Genomic DNA, 17414 nt, shown 5'->3' with positions numbered 1-17414 from the left:
GCTGGGTGTCGGCGGTGCTCGGGGCGCTCACGCGTGCTCCTCTCGGGGCCGCCGTGGGTCCGGCCGGAGGTGAGGGAGGTCCCGTTCGACGGCGAGGGTGGATCACAAGCGTGACACCAGGCTGCGCGAGCGGGGAAATCGTGGCCCGGCGGCTCTAGGGTGGGTGGGTGATCGAGTTCGACGAAGCCCCCGACCTGGTGGACCCCATCGTCATCGCCGCCTTCGAGGGCTGGAACGACGCCGCGGACGCCTCCTCGTCCGTCGTGGACCACCTGCTGGACGTCTGGGACGCGCGCGTCGTCGCGCAGCTGGACCCGGAGGACTTCTACGACTTCCAGGTCAACCGGCCCGTGGTGGGCAACGACGAGCACGGGATGCGACGCATCACGTGGCCCACCACGAAGATCGCCGTCTGCTCCCCGCCGGGCATGAACCGTGACGTCATCCTCGTGCGCGGCATCGAGCCGAACATGCGGTGGAAGCAGTTCTGCACCGAGATCCTCGCCGCGATCGACGAGCTCGGTGGCGGCCTGGTCGTCACGCTGGCGGCCCTGCTGGCCGACACCCCGCACACCCGGCCCATCCCCGTCACCGGCACGGCCACCGAGCCCGAGCTGGTGGACCGGCTCAAGCTCGAGCAGTCCACCTACGAGGGTCCGACCGGGATCGTCGGGGTCTTCCAGGACGCCTGCGTGCGGATCGACATGCCGGCCGTCTCCTACTGGGCGGCCGTGCCCCACTACGTCGCCCAGCCGCCGTGCCCCAAGGCCGCGCTGGCGCTCATCGGACAGCTCGAGGACCTGCTGGAGATCTCGATCCCCCTGGGCGAGCTGCCCGAGGACGCCCGCGCCTGGGAGCGCGGCGTCGACGAGCTGGCGGAGGAGGACGACGACATCGCCGACTACGTCCGCTCCCTCGAGGAGACCCGCGACACCGCCGACCTGCCCGAGGCCTCCGGCGAGGCCATCGCTCGAGAGTTCGAGCGGTACCTCAAGCGGCGTCAGGACGACGACTGACCCACGCCCGGTCGGGGCCGGTGGCACCGGCTCCGACCTCGGGTTTGGTCACCAACCCGGTCCGGGAGGCCTCCTGACCCCACGTTGGTGACCAAACGTGGGGTGGACCCACCGGCCGTCAGGCCCGGCCCGGCAGCCTCAGACCAGCACGCCGAGCGCGGCGTCCAGCACGGGGGCGAGGACGGCGGCGGCGTCGCCGTCCGTGGCGTCACCGGCGAGGGTGGCCTCGGCCCAGGCGTCGACGAGCGCGACCGCGCGGGGGGCGTCGAGGTCGTCGGCGAGCGCGTCGAGGACCCCGGTGACGACCGGAGCGGCCGGGGCGCCGGCGCCCAGGGCCAGGGCGCGGCGCCAGGTGTCGACCTGCTCGAGGCTGCACGCCAGCTCGGCGTCGGTCCACTCCCAGTCGCTGCGGTAGTGGTGACGCAGCAGGGTGAGCCGCACGGCCATCGGGTCGACGTCGGCGGCCCGGAGACGGGAGACAAAGACCAGGTTGCCCTTGGACTTCGACATCTTCTCGCCGTCGTAGGCGACCATGCCGGCGTGCCCGTAGGCCTTGGCGAACGGCGCGGCGGCGGCGACCTGGACGTGCGAGGCGCACATCTCGTGGTGCGGGAAGACCAGGTCGGAGCCACCGCCCTGGACGTCGAAGGTGGCGCCGAGGTGCTCCAGCGCGATGGCGGCGCACTCGATGTGCCAGCCGGGCCGGCCGGGGCCGAAGGGCGAGGGCCACGCGGGCTCGCCGGGCCGCTCGCCGCGCCACAGCAGGGCGTCGAGGGGGTCCTTCTTGCCGGCGCGGTCGGGGTCGCCGCCACGCTGGGGGAAGATCTCCAGCATGGTCTCGCGCGAGAACCCGGACTCCTCGCCGAAGGCGCCGTCGGCGCTCACCGAGAAGTACAGGTCGGTCTCGACCTGGTAGACGGCGCCCAGCTCCTGGAGGCGCTCGATGAGCGCGATGACCAGCGGGATCGACTCGACCGCGCCCATGTAGGTGTCCGGCGGGAGCACCCGCAGTGCCTCCATGTCGCCGCGGAACAGCTCGGTCTCGCGCTCGGCGAGGGCGGTCCACTCGATGCCGTCGCGGTCGGCGCGCTCCAGCAGCGGGTCGTCGACGTCGGTGACGTTCTGGACGTAGGTCACCGGGTGACCGGCGCTGCGCCAGGCGCGGTTGAGCAGGTCGAAGGCGACGTACGTGGACGCGTGCCCCATGTGGGTGGCGTCGTAGGGCGTGATGCCGCAGACGTAGAGCCGGGCCGGGCCGTCGGGGACGAGCTCGACGCGACCCGCGGTGGCGGTGTCGTGCAGCGAGACCGCGGGGGCGACGGGGGTGGTGGGGACGTCCGGGGCAGACCAGGCGCGCATGGGCCCGACACTAGTCCCCGGCCCTCAGAAGGGCGGCCAGGGGATGGCAGGTCCGTCCCCGCGCGGGGCCGGCATCACACCGGAGGCGAGCAGCCGGTCGCACCGCCGGGCGACGCAGTCGACCTCCAGCGGGTCCAGCAGGGACGCCAGCGTGGCGCCGAGTCCGCCGGCGAGCCCGACCCGCACGCGGGTCACCGCCTCGCAGGACTCCTCGTCCAGCGGCTCGCCGAGCCACCCCCACAGCACCGTGCGCAGCTTGTGCTCGCTGTGGAAGGCGATCCCGTGGTCGATGCCGTAGCGGTGCCCGTCGGGCATCTCCAGCACGTGCCCGCCCTTGCGGTCGGCGTTGTTGATGATCACGTCGAGCACGGCCAGCCGGCGCAGCTGCGGGCTGTCCTCGTGCACGAGCGAGACCTCGCGGTCGCGGGCGTCGTACCCGTCGAAGACGTGCAGGTAGCCCTCCGGCACCGCGCGGGACGGCACGATCGCGACCGCGTCCTGGGCCTCGTCCGGCTCCTGCCACTCCTGCACCATGCCCTCGCCGTGCGGGCCGTCGCGGAGCCAGGTGCGGGGCACGGGCACGGCGAAGTCGTCGCCGGCGAAGGTGCGGGCCACCTCGTAGGCGGCCACCTCGCGGCGGGCGAGGACGGCGCCGGGGAAGTCCCACAGCGGCTTCTCCCCCGCCACCGGCTTGTAGACGACGCGGGTGCCGGCGACCTCGCCGACGAAGGTGGCGTTGGAGGCGGAGAGGACGCGACCGTCCAGCGCGAGGTCGCCCTCGCGCAGCTCCTCCTCCACGTCGACGTCGGTCACCGGTGGCGCGTCACACCGGGTCGCGGCGCTTGAACCCGTTGGCGCGCACGCACAGGTGGCCCTCCGGGTCGACGGGCAGCCCGCAGAACGGGCAGGCCGGCCGCCCGGCGCCCACGACCCGCTCGGCGCGCTGCACGAACGCGCGGGCGGCCCCGGGGGTCAGGCGGACGAGCAGCAGCTCCTCGGGCTCCGGCTCGGTCAGCTCCTCGTCGAGCTGGTCCGGGCTGACGACGGCGGCCTCGGTGAACGGGAAGACCTCGATCACCACGCGGGCGTCGTCGGGGTCCCACGACAGCGTCATGGTGCCGGCGCGGAACTCCTCCTCGATCGGCTGGTCGAGCGGGGAGTTGTCGGCCGAGCCGAGCGGTGCCATCGCGGGGACGACGGCGGCGCCGCCGTCCGTGGACATGACCTCGTCCAGGAGTTCGTCGACCCGCTCGGCGAGCGCGGCGACCTGCTGCTTCTCCAGGGCCACGCTGACGAGCCGCGCACCCTCCCGCGCCTGCAGGAAGAAGGTGCGCTGGCCGGGTTCGCCGACGGTGCCGGCGACGAAGCGCTCCGGCGGGTCGAAGGAGTGGACGAGAGGCATGTCGTCAGCCTAGGCGGAGACCCCGGCCGGGGGTTCCCCCGGACCCGCTCCCCCGCCGACCGCCGCGTCGTCGGAGGCGGGTGCCTCGGTCGAGGCCGGGGGCTTGAGCCACGACAGGTCGCCGGCGTGGGTGTTCTGGGCGAGCACGGTGGGCCGGGAGTCGCCGAAGCGGACGATCGAGATGGACGCCGGGTCGACGTGCAGCCGCTGGAACAGGTCCAGGTGCATGCCGAGGGCGTCGGCGAGCAGCGCCTTGATGATGTCGCCGTGGCTCACGGCCAGCCAGACGGCGTGGGGGCCGTGGGCGGCCTGGACGGCGGCGTCGTGGCGTCGCACGGCAGCCACCGCGCGCGCCTGCATGGTGGGCATGGACTCCCCGCCAGGGAAGTGCACGGCCGAGGGCTGGGCCTGCACGACCTTCCACAGCGGCTCGGCGGCGAGGTCCTTCAGCGCGCGGCCCTGCCACTCGCCGTAGTCGCACTCGCTGATGCCCCTCTCGATCGCGCTGGGGACCTCGCCCTGCTGGGCGTCGAGCACCAGGCGGGCGGTCTGTCGGCACCGCTCCAGCGGGCTGACCACCGCGGCGGCCAGGGGCACCGCGGCGAGCCGCTCCCCGGCGCGCCGGGCCTGGTCGCGTCCCGTCTGGTCGAGGCGGACGCCGGCGGTGCGGCCGGCCAGGACGCCCGAGGCGTTCGCAGTGGTGCGTCCGTGCCGCAGGAGGATGACCGTCGCCATGGCCGCGACCCTACCCAGCGGTGCCCACCCGCGTGGGGGCCGCGGTCGGCCGCCCGCGAGGACTAGCGTGCCGAGCGTGATCGTGGACTCCGCCGCCTACCTGCAGGGACGTCGCGTCGACGTGGGCTGCGCGCCGCAGGACTTCGCGCGGCTGCGCGCCGCTGTCGCCCGCCCCGACGAGCACGCCGACGGCGAGCGCGGCTTCGTGTGGGTCGGCCTGCACGACCCGGGGCAGCGCGAGCTCGCCGAGGTGGCCGACGCCTTCGGGCTGCACCCCTTGGCCGTCGAGGACGCGCTCACCGCCCACCAGCGGCCCAAGCTGGAGCGCTACGACGACAGCCTGTTCCTCGTCCTCAAGACGCTCTGGTACGTCGACGCCGAGGACGCGGTCGAGACCGGCGAGGTCGCCCTGTTCGTCGGGGAGGACTTCGTGATCACGGTGCGGCACGGCGGCGGCTCGGAGCTGGCCACGGCACGGCAGACGCTGGAGCGGCAGCAGCAGGTGCTCAGCCACGGGCCGTCGTCCGTCGTCTACGCCGTCACCGACCACGTCGTCGACGGCTACCTGAAGGTCGTCGAGGACCTCCAGGTCGACGTGGACGAGGTGGAGGTCTCGGTCTTCTCCCCCGCCCGCACCGACGACTCGATGCGGATCTACACGCTCAAGCGCGAGATCGCCGAGGCCCGCCGCGCGGTGATGCCGCTGCGCGAGCCGATGCGGCGCTTCTCCTCGGGCGCCGTCAGCGGCATCGCCGAGGAGGCCGGCCCCTTCTTCCGCGACGTGCTCGACCACCTCAACCAGGCCGCCGAGGCCGTGGACTCGCTCGACAGCCTGCTCTCGACCGCCTTCGACGCCTCGGTCGCGCGGCTGGGCATCCAGCAGAACGACGACATGCGCAAGATCTCGGCCGGGGCCGCGCTCGTGGTCGTCCCGACCCTGATCGCGGGCGTCTACGGCATGAACTTCACCCACATGCCGGAGCTGTCCTGGACGTTCGGCTACCCGTTCGCGCTGTTGCTGATGGTCTCCGCCGTCGTCGGGCTCTGGGTGTTCTTCAAGCGGTCCGGGTGGCTCTGAGGCCGACCCGGACCCCACGTTTGGTCACCAACGTGGTGCTGAACGCCCGTAAACCCCGGGTTGGTGACCAAACCCGAGCAGTGGCGTCGGTTCAGGCCGCGAGGACCCCGGTCCCGACGAGGACGAGGACGGCGGCACCGAGCACGACCCGGTAGACGACGAACGGGGTGTAGGTGCGGGTGGTGACCCACCGCAGCAGCCAGGCGATGACGGCGTAGCCGACGACGAACGAGACCACCGTGGCGACGAAGGTGTCGAGCCCGGTGTAGCTGTTGGCGCAGGCCTCGGTGCCGGGCTCGCAGCCGATGACGTCCTTCAGCTCGAACAGGCCGGCACCGATGACGGCGGGGATGGCCAGCAGGAAGGCGAAGCGGGTCGCGGCGGCCCGCTCGTAGCCGAGGAAGCGGCCCATCGACAGCGTGGCGCCGGAGCGGGAGACGCCCGGCACCAGGGCGGCGGCCTGCGCGAAGCCCATGAGGATCGCGTCCCGCATGGTCAGCTCGCCGATGGCGCGGCGGTTGGCGCCGATCCGATCGGCCAGGCCCAGGACGAGGCCGAGGACGATCAGGGTGGTGCCCACGATCCACAGCGAGCGCAGGTCGTTCTCGATCACGTCCTTGAGCGCGATACCGAGCACCACGATCGGCAGCGAGCCCACGATGATGTACCAGCCCAGGCGGGCGTCGGCGTGCCCGCGCCACTCGGGCTTGAACAGGGCCAGGACCCACGCCTTGATGATCCGCGCGATGTCGTTGCGGAAGTAGACGAGCACCGCCAGCTCGGTGCCGATCTGGATGACCGCGGTGAACGCGGCACCGGGGTCGCCCCAGCCGAACAGCTCGGGGTAGATGCGCAGGTGTGCGCTGGAGGAGATCGGCAGGAACTCGGTGAGTCCCTGGATGATGCCGAGCACGACTGCCTGGAGGAGATCGACCACGGGCCCTGACAATAGGGCCAGGACCTGCACCGCACCTGACCGGACCCGCCGCCGCTGCCTGCTCCCGCGGAGGGCGTGAGCAACGCCACTGCGCGTGGCGGATCTCGCCCGGGCACGGCTCGAGCGGCCGGGGATGCACGGTCACGGGCCCTCGTCCCGCTAGGTTTTCCGCCATGCAGCAGCGCAGCGTGGGTGCCTCGGGCCTGCGGGTCTCCCGCCTCGGTCTCGGCACGATGACGTGGGGTCGCGAGACCGACGAGCACGAGGCGCGCGACCTCCTGACCGCCTTCGTGGGCGCCGGCGGCACCCTCGTCGACACCGCCGGGGTGTACACCGACGGCCGTGCCGAGGAGCTGCTCGGCGAGCTGATCGGGCCGGTCGTGGCCCGCGACGACCTGGTGCTGGCCACCAAGTCCGGCCTCGAGACCAGGCGCGGACGACGGCACGTGGACGCCTCGCGCGGGCGGCTGCTCAGCGGCCTCGACGCGTCCCTGCGTCGTCTCGGCACCGACCACGTCGACCTCTGGCAGGTCCACGCCCCGGATCCGTACACCCCGGTCGAGGAGACCCTCGCGGCGCTCGACCACGCCGTGGCGACCGGCCGCGCCCGCTACGTCGGGCTCTCCAACCACGCCGGCTGGCAGGTCGCGCAGGCCGCCACCTGGCAGAGGGCGGTGCCCGGGCGCACGCCGATCGTGTCGAACCAGGTCGAGTACTCCCTGCTCAACCGCTCGGTGGAGCTGGACACGGCCGCAGCGCTGGAGGCCCTCGAGGTGGGGCTGTTCGCCTGGTCCCCCCTGGGACGCGGCGTGCTGACCGGCAAGTACCGCACCGGGCTGCCCTCGGACTCCCGGGCCGCCTCGGAGCACTGGCGGCGGTTCGTGGAGGCGTACCTCGACGAGCGGGCCGGCTCCGTGGTCGGTGCCGTCGTGCGCGCCGCCGAGGGGCTCGACCTCTCCCCCACCCAGGTGGCGCTGGCCTGGCTGCGCGACCGTCCCCTTGTCACGGCCCCTATCGTGGGGGCTCGCACGACCGCGCAGCTGCGCGAGGCCCTCAGAGTCGAGGACGTCGTCCTGCCGGCAGAGATCACCGCAGCCCTCGACGACGTCAGCGCGGACTGACCTCCGCTCCGCCGTCGCTCGTCCGTCCCCGGGGAGGTCCCGATGCCACGAACAGACCGACGTGCCCCTCGACCCGGTGTCGAGTGGGAGTTCGAGCGCGTGAACTTCAGTCGTGAGCTGGGTCGCAACGTCGTGCGCAAGCTGCTGGTCGAGCGCGCCGAGCACGGCGGGTGGGAGCTCGACCGCGTGCGGATCACCGCCGACGGCGTGCGCCGGGTGACCCTGCGCCGCAAGATCATCCGGGCCGTCCGCACGGCCTGACCGGCCACCGGCCGGCCACGCCCGTATCAGGGGTCAGACGTCAGGCGTCACGCGTCAGGCGTCGCCGAGGAACCGGTCGAGCACGCGCGCGCCGAACTCGAGCGCGTCCACCGGCACCCGCTCGTCCACGCCGTGGAAGAGCGCGGTGAAGTCGAGGTCCGCCGGCAGCCGCAGCGGCGCGAACCCGTAGGACTGCAGCCCCAGCTTGCGGAAGTGCTTGGCGTCGGTGCCCGCGCTCATCAGGTACGGCGCGACGAGGGCATCGGGGTCCTCGGCCATCAGCGAGCGGTGCATGGCGCGCACCGTGTCGCCCTCGTACGGGCTCTCCCAGGGCTGCTGGTGGGAGACGAAGTCCATCTCCACGCCCTCGCCGAGCAGGTCGGCCATGGTGGCGAAGAACTCGTCCTCGAAGCCCGGCAGGAACCGGCCGTCCATGTGGGCGGTGGCCTCGGTGGGGATGACGTTGACCTTGTACCCGGCCTCCAGCTGGGTGGGGTTGGCGACGTTGCGGATCACGGCGCCGAGCATGCGGGCCGCCGGCCCGAACTCCTCGATCAGCCCCGGCGCGTTCTCGGGGGTGGCCTCGACGCCCGCCAGCTCGCCGACCGCAGCCAGGCAGACCTCCATCGTGGGCGTCAGGCGCACCGGCCACTCGTAGGCGCCCACGCGGGCCACCGCCGCCGCCAGGCGGGTCACGGCGTTGTCGTCGTTGATCATCGAGCCGTGCCCGGCGCGGCCACGGGCGGTCAGCCGCATCCAGGCCATCCCCTTCTCGGCGGCCTCGATCAGGTACACGCGGCGGCCGCGCACCGTGGTGGAGAAGCCGCCGACCTCGCCGACCGCCTCCGTGCAGCCCTCGAACAGGTGGCGGTGCTGCTCGATCAGCACCTCCGCGCCGCGGTGGCCGCCCGCCTCCTCGTCCGCGGTGAAGCAGAGGACCATCTCGCGGTCGGGCACCACGCCCGCGCGGGCGCGCGCCCGCACGCTCGAGAGCAGCATCGCGTCGAAGTCCTTCATGTCGACGGCGCCACGGCCCCACACGTAGCCGTCCTGCACCTCGCCGGAGAAGGGGTGCACCTGCCAGTCCTCGGCGGCAGCAGGGACGACGTCGAGGTGGCCGTGGACGAGCAGGGCGCCCTTGGCCCGGGACTCCGCGGAGCCGTTGCCGCCCCAGCGCGCGACCACGTTCGTGCGGCCGTCGAAGCCCTCGATGACCTCCGAGGAGATGCCGACCTCGTCGAGCAGCGTGGCCACGTGCTCCGCGGCCTTGCGCTCGCCGGGGCCCTCGGCCTCGCCGTAGTTGGAGGTGTCGAACCGGATCAGGTCGCGGCACAGGTCGACGACCTCGGCCGCGGGGTCGTATCCGGGGGCGGTGGGCTCGGTCGGGGCGGTCGCTGCGTCGTGGGGAGCCATGGGCCTCAGCATGCCATCGTGGTCGTGGGCGGGCCCTCGCCCCGGCGGGGTGTTCGCCCGTGCGAGCCGCACGCCGGCCGCAGATGTGGTTCTGACCTGCGGAAAGACAGGGGTGTGGCGTCCCGATTGGTGAGTCGCGGCGGTGTCTTGCTACGGTTCCACCACCTCGTCCGGGTGGCGGAATAGGCAGACGCGCTAGCTTGAGGTGCTAGTCCCCGTATAGGGGGTGGGGGTTCAAGTCCCCCCTCGGACACAGGAAGACGGAAGGGCGGCCCACGGGCCGCCCTTCCGGCGTTTTCACGCCTGTTCACCGAGTTGTCCGGATCTTGTCCTACGGATGCCGGTCAGGGGCTCAGGACGTCCGACTCTGCGCCGAAGGCTCAGAGGTACCCCTGTGACGGCACGGACGCCCGAGGGGTCGCGAGACCTACGGATGGGACGCACACATGGACTCCATGGACGGACTCTGGGCCGCCGCCTGCCGCACGAGCCGCCGACGGGGCGCGGTCGCCGCGATCGCGCCGCTGCCGCACCTCGACGAGGAGCTGTTCGCCACCCTCGACCTCGTCATGGGCAGCCACGAGGTGGGCTGGCACGACGTCGAGGACACCCTGGCCCTCTACCTGTTCCTGCTGACGTCCTCGGAGACCACCGAGCCCGGGCTGCACGTCTACCCCTCGCTCTCCCAGGCCGCCGCGTTCCTGCACTCCCATCGCGCGCTCCAGGGACGCGACGAGCGCTGCGACCTGTGCCCCGCCGGCCTGCGCGGCCACAAGGCCGTCGACGTCGTGCCGGACGCCGAGGCCACCGCCGTCGCCCGCCTCGTCGCCGCCGCGCACCCGCCCATCACCGGCACCCGCGAGACCGTGCTCGTCTACGAGTGGGTCATGGCCACCTCCCGGCTGCACTGGTACGGCGAGGAGCGCGTCTACGACGACGGCACCGGCGCCGGCCGCTTCCTGCACCAGTGGCGCACCGATCTCGGTCTCGAGGACGCCGACGCCGTCGACGCGTGCCTGCTGTGCGCCTCGGGCGACGAGGTGCTGGAGATCGCCTGACCCGCGGGCCGACGCCTGGGTCGCCACGATCGTCGGAGAGCCCGTCGAGGCGGGTGGACGACGGCGTGGCACCTAGGCTGGGCGCATGGACGGGCACCTCGAGGACTGGCCGCTGCGTGTCGGGTTCGTGACCGGGGCGACCCCGGACAAGTGGGCCCGCGTCTACCGCGGCCGCATCTCCTCCGGCATGGAGCTCGTGCCGCTCACCGAGGACGCGCAGACCGACGGCCTGGTGGACCGCACCCTCGACATGGCGCTGGTCCGCCTGCCGGTCGACCGCGACGGCCTCGGGCTGCACTGCATCCCGCTCTACGAGGAGCTCCCCGTGGCCGTCATGGGCCACGAGCACCTGCTCAGCCTCCTGGAGGAGGTCTCCACCGAGGACCTGGCCGAGGAGCAGCTGGTGCTGCCCGAGCGGTCCGGCTGGGTGCCCGCTGTCGAGCAGCTGCCCTGGCCGCCCATGAGCGAGAAGGACGCGGTCGAGACCGTCGCCGCGGGTACCGGCGTGGCCGTCGTCCCGATGTCGGTGGCGCGCCTGTACCACCGCCGCGACGCCACGCACCGCGTCGTCACCGACCTGCCCGGCACCAAGGTCGGCCTCGCCTGGCTCAAGGACCGGGACGAGGACCCGCGCATCCAGGCCTTCATCGGCGTGGTGCGCGGGCGCACGGCCCGGTCCTCCCGCTAGGAGCCGACCCGGCAGCGGGCCGGCAGCAGGTCACCAGCTGGTGGCCAGCGGGCGTCCCTCGGCGTAGCCCGCGGCGGACTGCACGCCCACGGTCACGTTCTCGTGCAGCTCGGCGATGCTCGCGGCACCCGCGTAGGTGCAGGCGGAGCGGACGCCCGAGCAGATCTGGTCGATGAGGTCCTCCACGCCCGGACGTGCGGGGTCCAGGTACATCCGCGAGGCCGAGATGCCCTCCTCGTAGAGGCCCTTGCGGGCCCGGTCGTAGGCCGACTCCCCCGTCGTCCGGTTCGCCACGGCGCGGGCCGAGGCCATCCCGAAGGACACCTTGTACTGACGGCCGCCGTCCTCGACGAGGTCGCCCGGCGACTCGTGGGTGCCGGCGAACCAGGAACCGATCATCACGCTGGAGGCGCCGGCCGCGAGCGCCAGCGCCACGTCGCGCGGGTGCCGCACGCCGCCGTCGGCCCACACGTGCGCGCCGAGGTCACGGGCGGCCGCGGCGCACTCCAGCACGGCGGAGAACTGCGGCCGACCCATCCCGGTCATCATCCGTGTGGTGCACATGGCGCCGGGCCCCACGCCCACCTTGACGATGTCGGCGCCGGCCTCGACCAGCGCCCGGGTGCCCGCCGCCGAGACCACGTTGCCCGCGACCACGGGCACGGTGGGCGCGAGGGCCCGCACCGCCGCCAGCGCCTCGAGCATCCGGTCCTGGTGACCGTGGGCGGTGTCCACGACCAGGCAGTCGACGCCCGCGGCGAGGAGCTCGGCGGCCTTGCCGGCCACGTCCCCGTTCACCCCGACGGCGGCGGCGACGCGCAGCCCGCCCGTGGCGTCCAGGGCGGGGCGGTAGAGGGTCGCGCGCAGGGCGCCGGCCCGGGTCAGGACGCCGGCCAGGCCGCCGTCCTGGTCGACGGCGACCGCGAGGGGCGCGCGGGCCGCGTCGATCCGGTCGAAGGCGGTGCGGGCGTCGGTGCCGGCGTCCACCTGCACCTCGATGGGCCGCATGACCTGGTGCACCTGGGCGAACCGGTCGACCTCGGCGCAGTCCTCGACGGTCACCAGGCCGACCGGGCGTCCGTCGGCGAGGACGACGGCGGCCCGGTGCGCCCGCTTCGGCATCAGGGCCAGGGCCTCGGCGACCGTCTGGTCGGGACGCAGCACGATCGGGGTGTCGTAGACGTGGTGCCGCGACTTCACGAAGCGGACCACCTCGGTGACCACCGGGACGGGGATGTCCTGCGGGATCACCACCAGCCCACCGCGGCGGGCGACGGTCTCGGCCATCCGCTTGCCGGCGATGGCGGTCATGTTCGCCACCACCAGCGGCACGGTCGCGCCGGTGCCGTCCGTGGTGGCGAGGTCGACGTCGTAGCGGCTGGCGACCGAGCTGGGCCCGGGGACCATGAAGACGTCGTCGTAGGTCAGGTCGTGGCGGGGTGTCTCGTGGAGGAACTGCACGTGCCCGGACGGTACGCCAGCCCCGGCAACCCTGGGGCAGCCGAACGTCCCGGTGCCCCGGGTTTGGTCACCAACGCTGTCGGATCCGGGCCGGAGCACCGGGTTGGTGACCAAACGTGAGCCGAAGGACGACCGCCGGTCTCAGGTGAGGCTGCGGCCGAACATCTCGGCGGTGGCGCGGGCGGTGGGGGCGCCGTGGTCGAGGTCGGCGCCCAGGGCCAGCAGGGTGCTGACGACGTCGTCCTCGCCCTTGAACACGGCACCGGCCAGCGGCGACTGGCCGCGGTCGTTGAGGCGGTCGACGTCGGCGCCACGCTCGGCCAGGCCACGCACCAGGGCGGCGTGACCGTGGTAGGCGGCGAGCATGAGCAGCGTGTTGCCGTCCGCGCCGGTCAGGTCCGCCGGCGCGCCGGCGTCGACGTAGGCCAGCACGCGCTCGGTGTCGCCCCCGCGGGCCCAGTCGAGCATCTGCTGGGCGAGCTCGACGAGGGCGGGGTCCACCGCCTCGTCACGCGTCCCGTCGTCGGTGGGGCCTGTCTGCTGCGCTGCCATGGCTCCAGCCTGCCGCGGTGGAGGACCACGCGGTTCGCCCGGCAGGAGGGTGGCGGCAGGAGGGAGGCGGCAGGAGGGGTGAACGGCCGCGCGAGCGACGACTCCTAGGGTGACGGCCATGACGTTCCTGGAGCCGGGCGACCCGCAGACCACCGCCGAGCATCTCGGCGGCGCGTTCAGGGAGGCGTTCGGTGCGCCCGCGCAGGTCGTCGGACGCGCGCCCGGCCGGGTCAACCTCATCGGCGAGCACACCGACTACAACGCCGGGCTCGTGCTGCCCCTCGCCCTGGCCCACGCCACGTACGCGGCCGCGCGCCGACGCACGGACGACCGGGTCCGCGTGCGCAGCCGCCAGAGCGACGAGACCTGGGAGGGCACGCTCGCCGAGGCGTCCGCGGCGCCGGGCTGGGCCGGGTACGCCGCCGGGGTCCTGTGGGCCCTGGCCGAGCGCGAGGGCGTGCCGGTGCCGGGCATGGACGTGCTGGTCGACTCGACCGTGCCGCTCGGTGCGGGGCTGTCCAGCTCGGCGGCGCTGGAGTGCGCCGTGGCGGTGGCCGCCGTCGCCCTGGCGGACCAGGAGCTCGACGACGACCTGCGCGCCCGTCTCGTGCGGGCGGCGATGACGGCCGAGACCGAGGTCGTCGACGCCCCCACGGGGGGCATGGACCAGACGATCGCCATGCACGGACGAGGCGGCGCGGCCCTCCTGATCGACTTCCGCTCCGGGGAGCACCGCCCGGTGCCGCTGGACCTCGACGACCTCGGGCTCACCGTGCTGGTCACCGACACCCGGGTCTCCCACGCCCTGCACGACGGCGGCTACGCCTCGCGCCGCGCCGACTGCGAGGAGGCGGCCCGGCTGCTGGGGCTGCCCAGCCTGCGCGAGGCCACCCTCGAGCAGGTCGAGGGCCTGGCCGACGACCGGCTGCGCCGTCGGGCCAGGCACATCGTCACCGAGATCGCCCGGGTCACCGCCACGGTGGAGGCCCTCGCCGAGCAGGACCGGGCCGCACTCGGCCGACTGTTCCTGGCCTCCCACGTCTCCATGCGCGACGACTTCGAGATCTCCTGCGAGGAGCTCGACACGGTGGTGGAGACCGCCGTGGAGGCCGGCGCCGTGGGCGCCCGGATGACCGGCGGGGGCTTCGGCGGCTCGGCGGTCTCGCTGGTGCCGACCGAGCGGGTGAGCGCCGTCGTCCGGGCGATCGACGCCCGCTTCGTCACCGCCGGCTTCCGTGCGCCCGCCCACCTGCTGGGCGTCCCCTCGGTCGGGGCCGGGAGGCTGGGCTGAGGCGGGGAGCTGAGGCGGGGAGCTGAGGCGGGGAGCTGAGGCGGGGAGCTGAGGCGGGGAGCTGAGGCGGGGAGCTGAGGCGGGAAGCCGAGGGCGTGCCTCAGGTCGCCGAGACCGAGATCCGGCCCGACCGGAAGGCCTCGACGAACAGCCCGTGGTCGGTGCGCACCTGCTCGGCGTAGGCGGCGCCGGCGTCCGCGAGCCACGACACCAGGTCGTCCTCGCGCTCCCCCAGCGAGGCGAGCACGGCGTCCTCGACCTGGAAGTCGACGAGGTCCTGGTCGGAGTCCGAGTCCGACGCGCAGTGGATCTTGGCGGTCGCGCGCCCCAGCAGCCCGACCACCTCCCGGATGTCGTCGGGCTCGGTGAGGTCGGCCCAGTCGAGGTCCTCCTCGTACGGGGAGACCTCGGAGACCACGTAGCCGACGCCGTCGATGTCGGTCCAGCCGAGCAGCGGGTCGGTGTGGGCCTGGAGGGCACGCTGGGAGACGACGGTGCGCTGGCCCTCGTGGTCGAAGTACCGCTCGACGGCGTCGGTGTCGACGTAGCGGCTCACGGCCGGCACGTTGGCCTGCTTCATGGAGAGGATGACGTCGTTGTCCAGCGCCTGGCTGTGGCCCTCGATCAGCAGGCTGTAGGCCGGCAGGCCCGCGCTGCCGATGCCGAAGCCGGACTTGCCGGCCACGTCGCGCAGGTCGTGGAAGACGCTGGCGCGGCGCCGGTCGGCCGGGATCGTCTCCAGGTAGCGGCGGTAGGCGTCCTCCACGCGGGCGCGCTCGTCGTCGGGGAGACGGCGGATGGTGGCGTCCTCCAGGAACATCCGCACCTCGCCCTCGCGGGTCGTGTTCGCGTCGAGCAGCCCGGCGCGCCGGTTCTGGCGGGCCGCGGCCAGCGCCGCGCGGATCGGGCCCGAGGTGTTGTCCAGGGTGAGGGCGAACTCGTCGTCGTGGTCCTGCGCGTAGGTGCGCACCTGGTCCAGGTAGGACCGGACGTAGGCCGCCACCAGGTCGCGCACGTCGTCCTCGGGCAGCGCCTTCTGCCACCCCGTGAGGGACAGCGAGGCGGCGAAGCGCAGCAGGTCCCACGTCCAGGAACCCACGTAGGCCTCGTCGAAGTCGTTGACGTCGAAGACGAGCCGACCGTCGGAGTCGAGGTAGGTGCCGAAGTTCTCCACGTGCAGGTCGCCGTGGACCCAGATCCGGCCCGACCGCTCGTCGGAGAAGTCGTCGGGGCGACCCACCAGGTCGTCCACGTGCCCCGCGGTCACGTCCCGGAAGAACAGGCAGGCCGTGCCCCGGTAGAAGGCGTGCGGGTCCTTGGCCATCTTGCGGTACTTGCCACGGAACGCCGCCGGGTCTGCCTGCATCAGCCCACCGAAGGCGTCCTCGAGGGTCTCGACGATCGTCTGGATGCGCTTCTCGGTGTCCATGAGGGGCAGCGTTCCCGTTCCAGGCACTGGCCTCTCACCCCCGGGGGTGAGAAGCCTCGCGAGGGCAGGACGACGGAGGTGCGAGTGCGGCCTCGATGGGCGCTGGGCCGCCGTCGTCCCTAGGATTCTGCGCATGTCGGAGACCGCTGTTCCCCCGCCGCCCGAGCACGCCCCCCACGGCCAGCTGCCCACCGGCGGCTCCGTGCGGGCGATCACCCGCTGGGGCGAGCCCGTGATGCACCGCGTGCAGGAGCCGGTCAGCACCTACGACGACGACCTGCGCGCGCTGGCTGCCGACATGGTCGCCACCATGTACGCCGCCGACGGGGTGGGCCTGGCCGCGTGCCAGATCGGCGTGGACCGCTCGATCTTCGTCTTCGACTGCCCCGACGCCTCCGGCGAGCGGACGGTCGGCGTGGTCTGCAACCCCGTCCTGACCCTCCCCGAGGGCAAGGACCGCCAGATCGACACCGACCTCGAGGGCTGCCTGTCCTACCCCGGCGCCTTCGTGGACTGCTCCCGCCCCGACCACGCCGCGGTCACGGGCACCGGCCTCGACGGCGAGCCCGTCGCCTTCGAGGGCGACGGCCTGCTCGCACGGTGCCTGCAGCACGAGACCGACCACCTCCAGGGCACCGTCTTCGGCGACCGGATCGCCACGAAGGCCCGCAAGAAGCTGACCAAGGAGCACGACCGGGCCGTGGAGGAGTACCCGGCCGGCTGGCCGCTCGAGGCCTGAGCGCCCCTCGGACGGGCCCCCGGTGCTCGCCGCGGGGCCCGACCCGGGGCCCGACCTGGGGCGGGGGCTACCGCCGCACGGCGACGTAGCAGGCCACGGCGGACGCGGCGGCGACGTTGAGGCTGTCGACGCCGGCGGCCATGGGGATCACCGCGCGGACGTCGGCGGAGGCCTGCCAGCGCGCCGAGAGTCCGTCGCCCTCGGTGCCGAGCACGAGGGCGAGCCGTTCCGCGCCCACCACGGCGTCGGCCAGGTCGACGGAGTCCTCGGCGAGCGTGAGGGCCACCGTGCGGAACCCGGCGGCCGACAGGTCGGTCATCGCGGCGTACCAGTCCTCGACGCGCGTCCACGGCACCGAGAACACGGTGCCCATGGAGACCTTCACGGAGCGCCGGTACAGCGGGTCGGCGCACCGGGGCGCCAGCAGCACCGCGTCCACCCCGAGGCCGGCGGCGGAGCGGAAGACCGCGCCGACGTTCGTGTGGTCGACGACGTCCTCGAGCACCACCACGGTGCGTGCCCCCGCCAGCACGTCGGCGACCGCCGGCAGCGGCGTGCGCGCCAGCGAGGCCAGGGCCCCGCGGTGCAGGTGGAACCCGACGACGCCCTCGAGGAGCGGCTCGGGGGCGACGTAGCAGTCGACGTCGACGGCCTCGAGGACGTCGTGGAGGCCCTCGACCCAGCGCGGGCTCATCAGGAAGGAGCGCGGCGGGTACCCGGCGGCCACCGCCCGCCGCACCACCTTTTCCCCCTCGGCCAGGAACAGGCCGTGCTCGGCCTCGAGGCTGCGGCGCAGCTGGGTGTCGCGCAGGTCCCGGTAGTCGGCGAGCCGGGGATCGTCGGCGTCGGTGACCTCGACCAGTCGTGCCACGGG

At 73.6% G+C, this 17414-nt stretch carries 18 protein-coding genes and 1 tRNA gene; 9 read left to right on the top strand and 10 right to left on the bottom strand.

Annotated features, from left to right (window positions below; all coding sequences use genetic code 11):
* Window positions 1-167 precede the first annotated feature (167 nt).
* Window positions 168-1016 carry a PAC2 family protein gene (locus M8316_RS10645; RefSeq protein ID WP_250054436.1) on the top strand — a complete coding sequence of 283 codons (849 nt, stop codon included), beginning with the start codon at window positions 168-170 and terminating at the stop codon, window positions 1014-1016.
* A 138-nt stretch (window positions 1017-1154) separates the two neighbouring features.
* Here the strand turns inward: M8316_RS10645 and mshC are convergent, their stop codons facing one another.
* Genes mshC through M8316_RS10625 form a run of 4 tightly spaced genes read right to left on the bottom strand, consistent with a single transcriptional unit; the run spans window position 1155 to window position 4512 of the window.
* On the bottom strand, window positions 1155-2375 hold the full coding sequence (gene mshC, locus M8316_RS10640; RefSeq protein ID WP_250054434.1) for a cysteine--1-D-myo-inosityl 2-amino-2-deoxy-alpha-D-glucopyranoside ligase: 1221 nt from the start codon (window positions 2373-2375) through the stop codon (window positions 1155-1157).
* A gap of 24 nt (window positions 2376-2399) precedes the next feature.
* Window positions 2400-3188, bottom strand: coding sequence for an SCO1664 family protein (locus M8316_RS10635; RefSeq protein ID WP_250054432.1), 789 nt, complete (start codon window positions 3186-3188; stop codon window positions 2400-2402).
* Window positions 3189-3198: 10 nt separating this feature from the next.
* Complete coding sequence (locus M8316_RS10630) at window positions 3199-3777, bottom strand: DUF3090 domain-containing protein (RefSeq protein WP_250054430.1); 579 nt, start codon at window positions 3775-3777, stop codon at window positions 3199-3201.
* Window positions 3778-3786: 9 nt separating this feature from the next.
* On the bottom strand, window positions 3787-4512 hold the full coding sequence (locus M8316_RS10625) for an MSMEG_4193 family putative phosphomutase (protein WP_250054428.1): 726 nt from the start codon (window positions 4510-4512) through the stop codon (window positions 3787-3789).
* 76 nt (window positions 4513-4588) lie between these two features.
* Here M8316_RS10625 and corA point away from each other — a divergent pair, with 76 nt between their 5' ends.
* The gene (gene corA, locus M8316_RS10620; protein ID WP_250054426.1) at window positions 4589-5590 is read left to right on the top strand and encodes a magnesium/cobalt transporter CorA; all 1002 of its coding nucleotides are present in this window, start codon (window positions 4589-4591) and stop codon (window positions 5588-5590) included.
* A gap of 91 nt (window positions 5591-5681) precedes the next feature.
* On the opposite strand, the gene M8316_RS10615 is transcribed toward corA, so the two are convergent.
* Window positions 5682-6527, bottom strand: coding sequence for an undecaprenyl-diphosphate phosphatase (locus M8316_RS10615; protein WP_250054424.1), 846 nt, complete (start codon window positions 6525-6527; stop codon window positions 5682-5684).
* Between the two features lie 173 nt (window positions 6528-6700).
* Between M8316_RS10615 and M8316_RS10610 the strand changes: the two genes are divergently transcribed.
* Window positions 6701-7648: an aldo/keto reductase gene (locus M8316_RS10610; RefSeq protein WP_250054422.1), complete on the top strand. Its 948-nt coding sequence runs from the start codon at window positions 6701-6703 to the stop codon at window positions 7646-7648.
* A gap of 42 nt (window positions 7649-7690) precedes the next feature.
* Window positions 7691-7909 carry a DUF5703 family protein gene (locus M8316_RS10605; RefSeq protein ID WP_250054420.1) on the top strand — a complete coding sequence of 73 codons (219 nt, stop codon included), beginning with the start codon at window positions 7691-7693 and terminating at the stop codon, window positions 7907-7909.
* A gap of 54 nt (window positions 7910-7963) precedes the next feature.
* Here M8316_RS10605 and M8316_RS10600 read toward each other — a convergent pair whose 3' ends face one another.
* Window positions 7964-9322: a M20/M25/M40 family metallo-hydrolase gene (locus M8316_RS10600; protein WP_250054418.1), complete on the bottom strand. Its 1359-nt coding sequence runs from the start codon at window positions 9320-9322 to the stop codon at window positions 7964-7966.
* 168 nt (window positions 9323-9490) lie between these two features.
* Between M8316_RS10600 and M8316_RS10595 the strand changes: the two genes are divergently transcribed.
* The 3 genes from M8316_RS10595 to M8316_RS10585 all read left to right on the top strand — a co-directional run bounded on the left by M8316_RS10595 (window position 9491) and on the right by M8316_RS10585 (window position 11068).
* Window positions 9491-9575, top strand: a tRNA-Leu gene (locus M8316_RS10595).
* A 193-nt stretch (window positions 9576-9768) separates the two neighbouring features.
* Complete coding sequence (locus tag M8316_RS10590) at window positions 9769-10380, top strand: hypothetical protein (protein WP_250054416.1); 612 nt, start codon at window positions 9769-9771, stop codon at window positions 10378-10380.
* 85 nt (window positions 10381-10465) lie between these two features.
* A complete protein-coding gene (locus M8316_RS10585) occupies window positions 10466-11068 on the top strand; it encodes a LysR family transcriptional regulator substrate-binding protein (RefSeq protein ID WP_250054415.1) in 603 nt (200 codons plus the stop codon).
* 30 nt (window positions 11069-11098) lie between these two features.
* On the opposite strand, the gene M8316_RS10580 is transcribed toward M8316_RS10585, so the two are convergent.
* Together M8316_RS10580 and M8316_RS10575 are read right to left on the bottom strand one after the other, a co-directional pair.
* Window positions 11099-12529 carry a GuaB1 family IMP dehydrogenase-related protein gene (locus tag M8316_RS10580; RefSeq protein WP_250054413.1) on the bottom strand — a complete coding sequence of 477 codons (1431 nt, stop codon included), beginning with the start codon at window positions 12527-12529 and terminating at the stop codon, window positions 11099-11101.
* A gap of 141 nt (window positions 12530-12670) precedes the next feature.
* Window positions 12671-13081 (bottom strand): ankyrin repeat domain-containing protein, encoded by a 411-nt coding sequence (locus M8316_RS10575; protein ID WP_250054411.1) that lies wholly within the window; start codon window positions 13079-13081, stop codon window positions 12671-12673.
* 118 nt (window positions 13082-13199) lie between these two features.
* On the opposite strand from M8316_RS10575, the gene galK reads away from it, so the two are divergent.
* A complete protein-coding gene (gene galK / locus M8316_RS10570; protein WP_250054409.1) occupies window positions 13200-14372 on the top strand; it encodes a galactokinase in 1173 nt (390 codons plus the stop codon).
* A gap of 100 nt (window positions 14373-14472) precedes the next feature.
* Here the strand turns inward: galK and M8316_RS10565 are convergent, their stop codons facing one another.
* Complete coding sequence (locus tag M8316_RS10565; RefSeq protein WP_250054408.1) at window positions 14473-15801, bottom strand: DUF2252 domain-containing protein; 1329 nt, start codon at window positions 15799-15801, stop codon at window positions 14473-14475.
* Between the two features lie 133 nt (window positions 15802-15934).
* Here M8316_RS10565 and def point away from each other — a divergent pair, with 133 nt between their 5' ends.
* The gene (def, locus tag M8316_RS10560; RefSeq protein ID WP_250054406.1) at window positions 15935-16540 is read left to right on the top strand and encodes a peptide deformylase; all 606 of its coding nucleotides are present in this window, start codon (window positions 15935-15937) and stop codon (window positions 16538-16540) included.
* 67 nt (window positions 16541-16607) lie between these two features.
* Here the strand turns inward: def and M8316_RS10555 are convergent, their stop codons facing one another.
* Window positions 16608-17411 (bottom strand): TrmH family RNA methyltransferase, encoded by an 804-nt coding sequence (locus tag M8316_RS10555; protein ID WP_250054404.1) that lies wholly within the window; start codon window positions 17409-17411, stop codon window positions 16608-16610.
* Window positions 17412-17414 lie beyond the last annotated feature (3 nt).

The sequence above is a fragment of the Nocardioides bruguierae genome (assembly GCF_023554635.1).
In the GTDB taxonomy this organism is placed as follows: Bacteria; Actinomycetota; Actinomycetes; order Propionibacteriales; family Nocardioidaceae; genus Nocardioides; species Nocardioides bruguierae.
This window is presented reverse-complemented; position numbering and strand designations above follow the sequence as displayed.

Bases quoted from the DNA above. Each gene is read 5' to 3' on its own strand.
- mshC (WP_250054434.1), bottom strand. From the start codon at position 2,375: ATGCGCGCCTGGTCTGCCCCGGACGTCCCCACCACCCCCGTCGCCCCC.
- M8316_RS10630 (WP_250054430.1), bottom strand. From the start codon at position 3,777: ATGCCTCTCGTCCACTCCTTCGACCCGCCGGAGCGCTTCGTCGCCGGC.
- M8316_RS10625 (WP_250054428.1), bottom strand. From the start codon at position 4,512: ATGGCGACGGTCATCCTCCTGCGGCACGGACGCACCACTGCGAACGCC.
- M8316_RS10610 (WP_250054422.1), top strand. From the start codon at position 6,701: ATGCAGCAGCGCAGCGTGGGTGCCTCGGGCCTGCGGGTCTCCCGCCTC.
- M8316_RS10605 (WP_250054420.1), top strand. From the start codon at position 7,691: ATGCCACGAACAGACCGACGTGCCCCTCGACCCGGTGTCGAGTGGGAG.
- M8316_RS10600 (WP_250054418.1), bottom strand. From the start codon at position 9,322: ATGGCTCCCCACGACGCAGCGACCGCCCCGACCGAGCCCACCGCCCCC.
- M8316_RS10590 (WP_250054416.1), top strand. From the start codon at position 9,769: ATGGACTCCATGGACGGACTCTGGGCCGCCGCCTGCCGCACGAGCCGC.
- M8316_RS10585 (WP_250054415.1), top strand. From the start codon at position 10,466: ATGGACGGGCACCTCGAGGACTGGCCGCTGCGTGTCGGGTTCGTGACC.
- M8316_RS10575 (WP_250054411.1), bottom strand. From the start codon at position 13,081: ATGGCAGCGCAGCAGACAGGCCCCACCGACGACGGGACGCGTGACGAG.
- galK (WP_250054409.1), top strand. From the start codon at position 13,200: ATGACGTTCCTGGAGCCGGGCGACCCGCAGACCACCGCCGAGCATCTC.
- M8316_RS10565 (WP_250054408.1), bottom strand. From the start codon at position 15,801: ATGGACACCGAGAAGCGCATCCAGACGATCGTCGAGACCCTCGAGGAC.
- def (WP_250054406.1), top strand. From the start codon at position 15,935: ATGTCGGAGACCGCTGTTCCCCCGCCGCCCGAGCACGCCCCCCACGGC.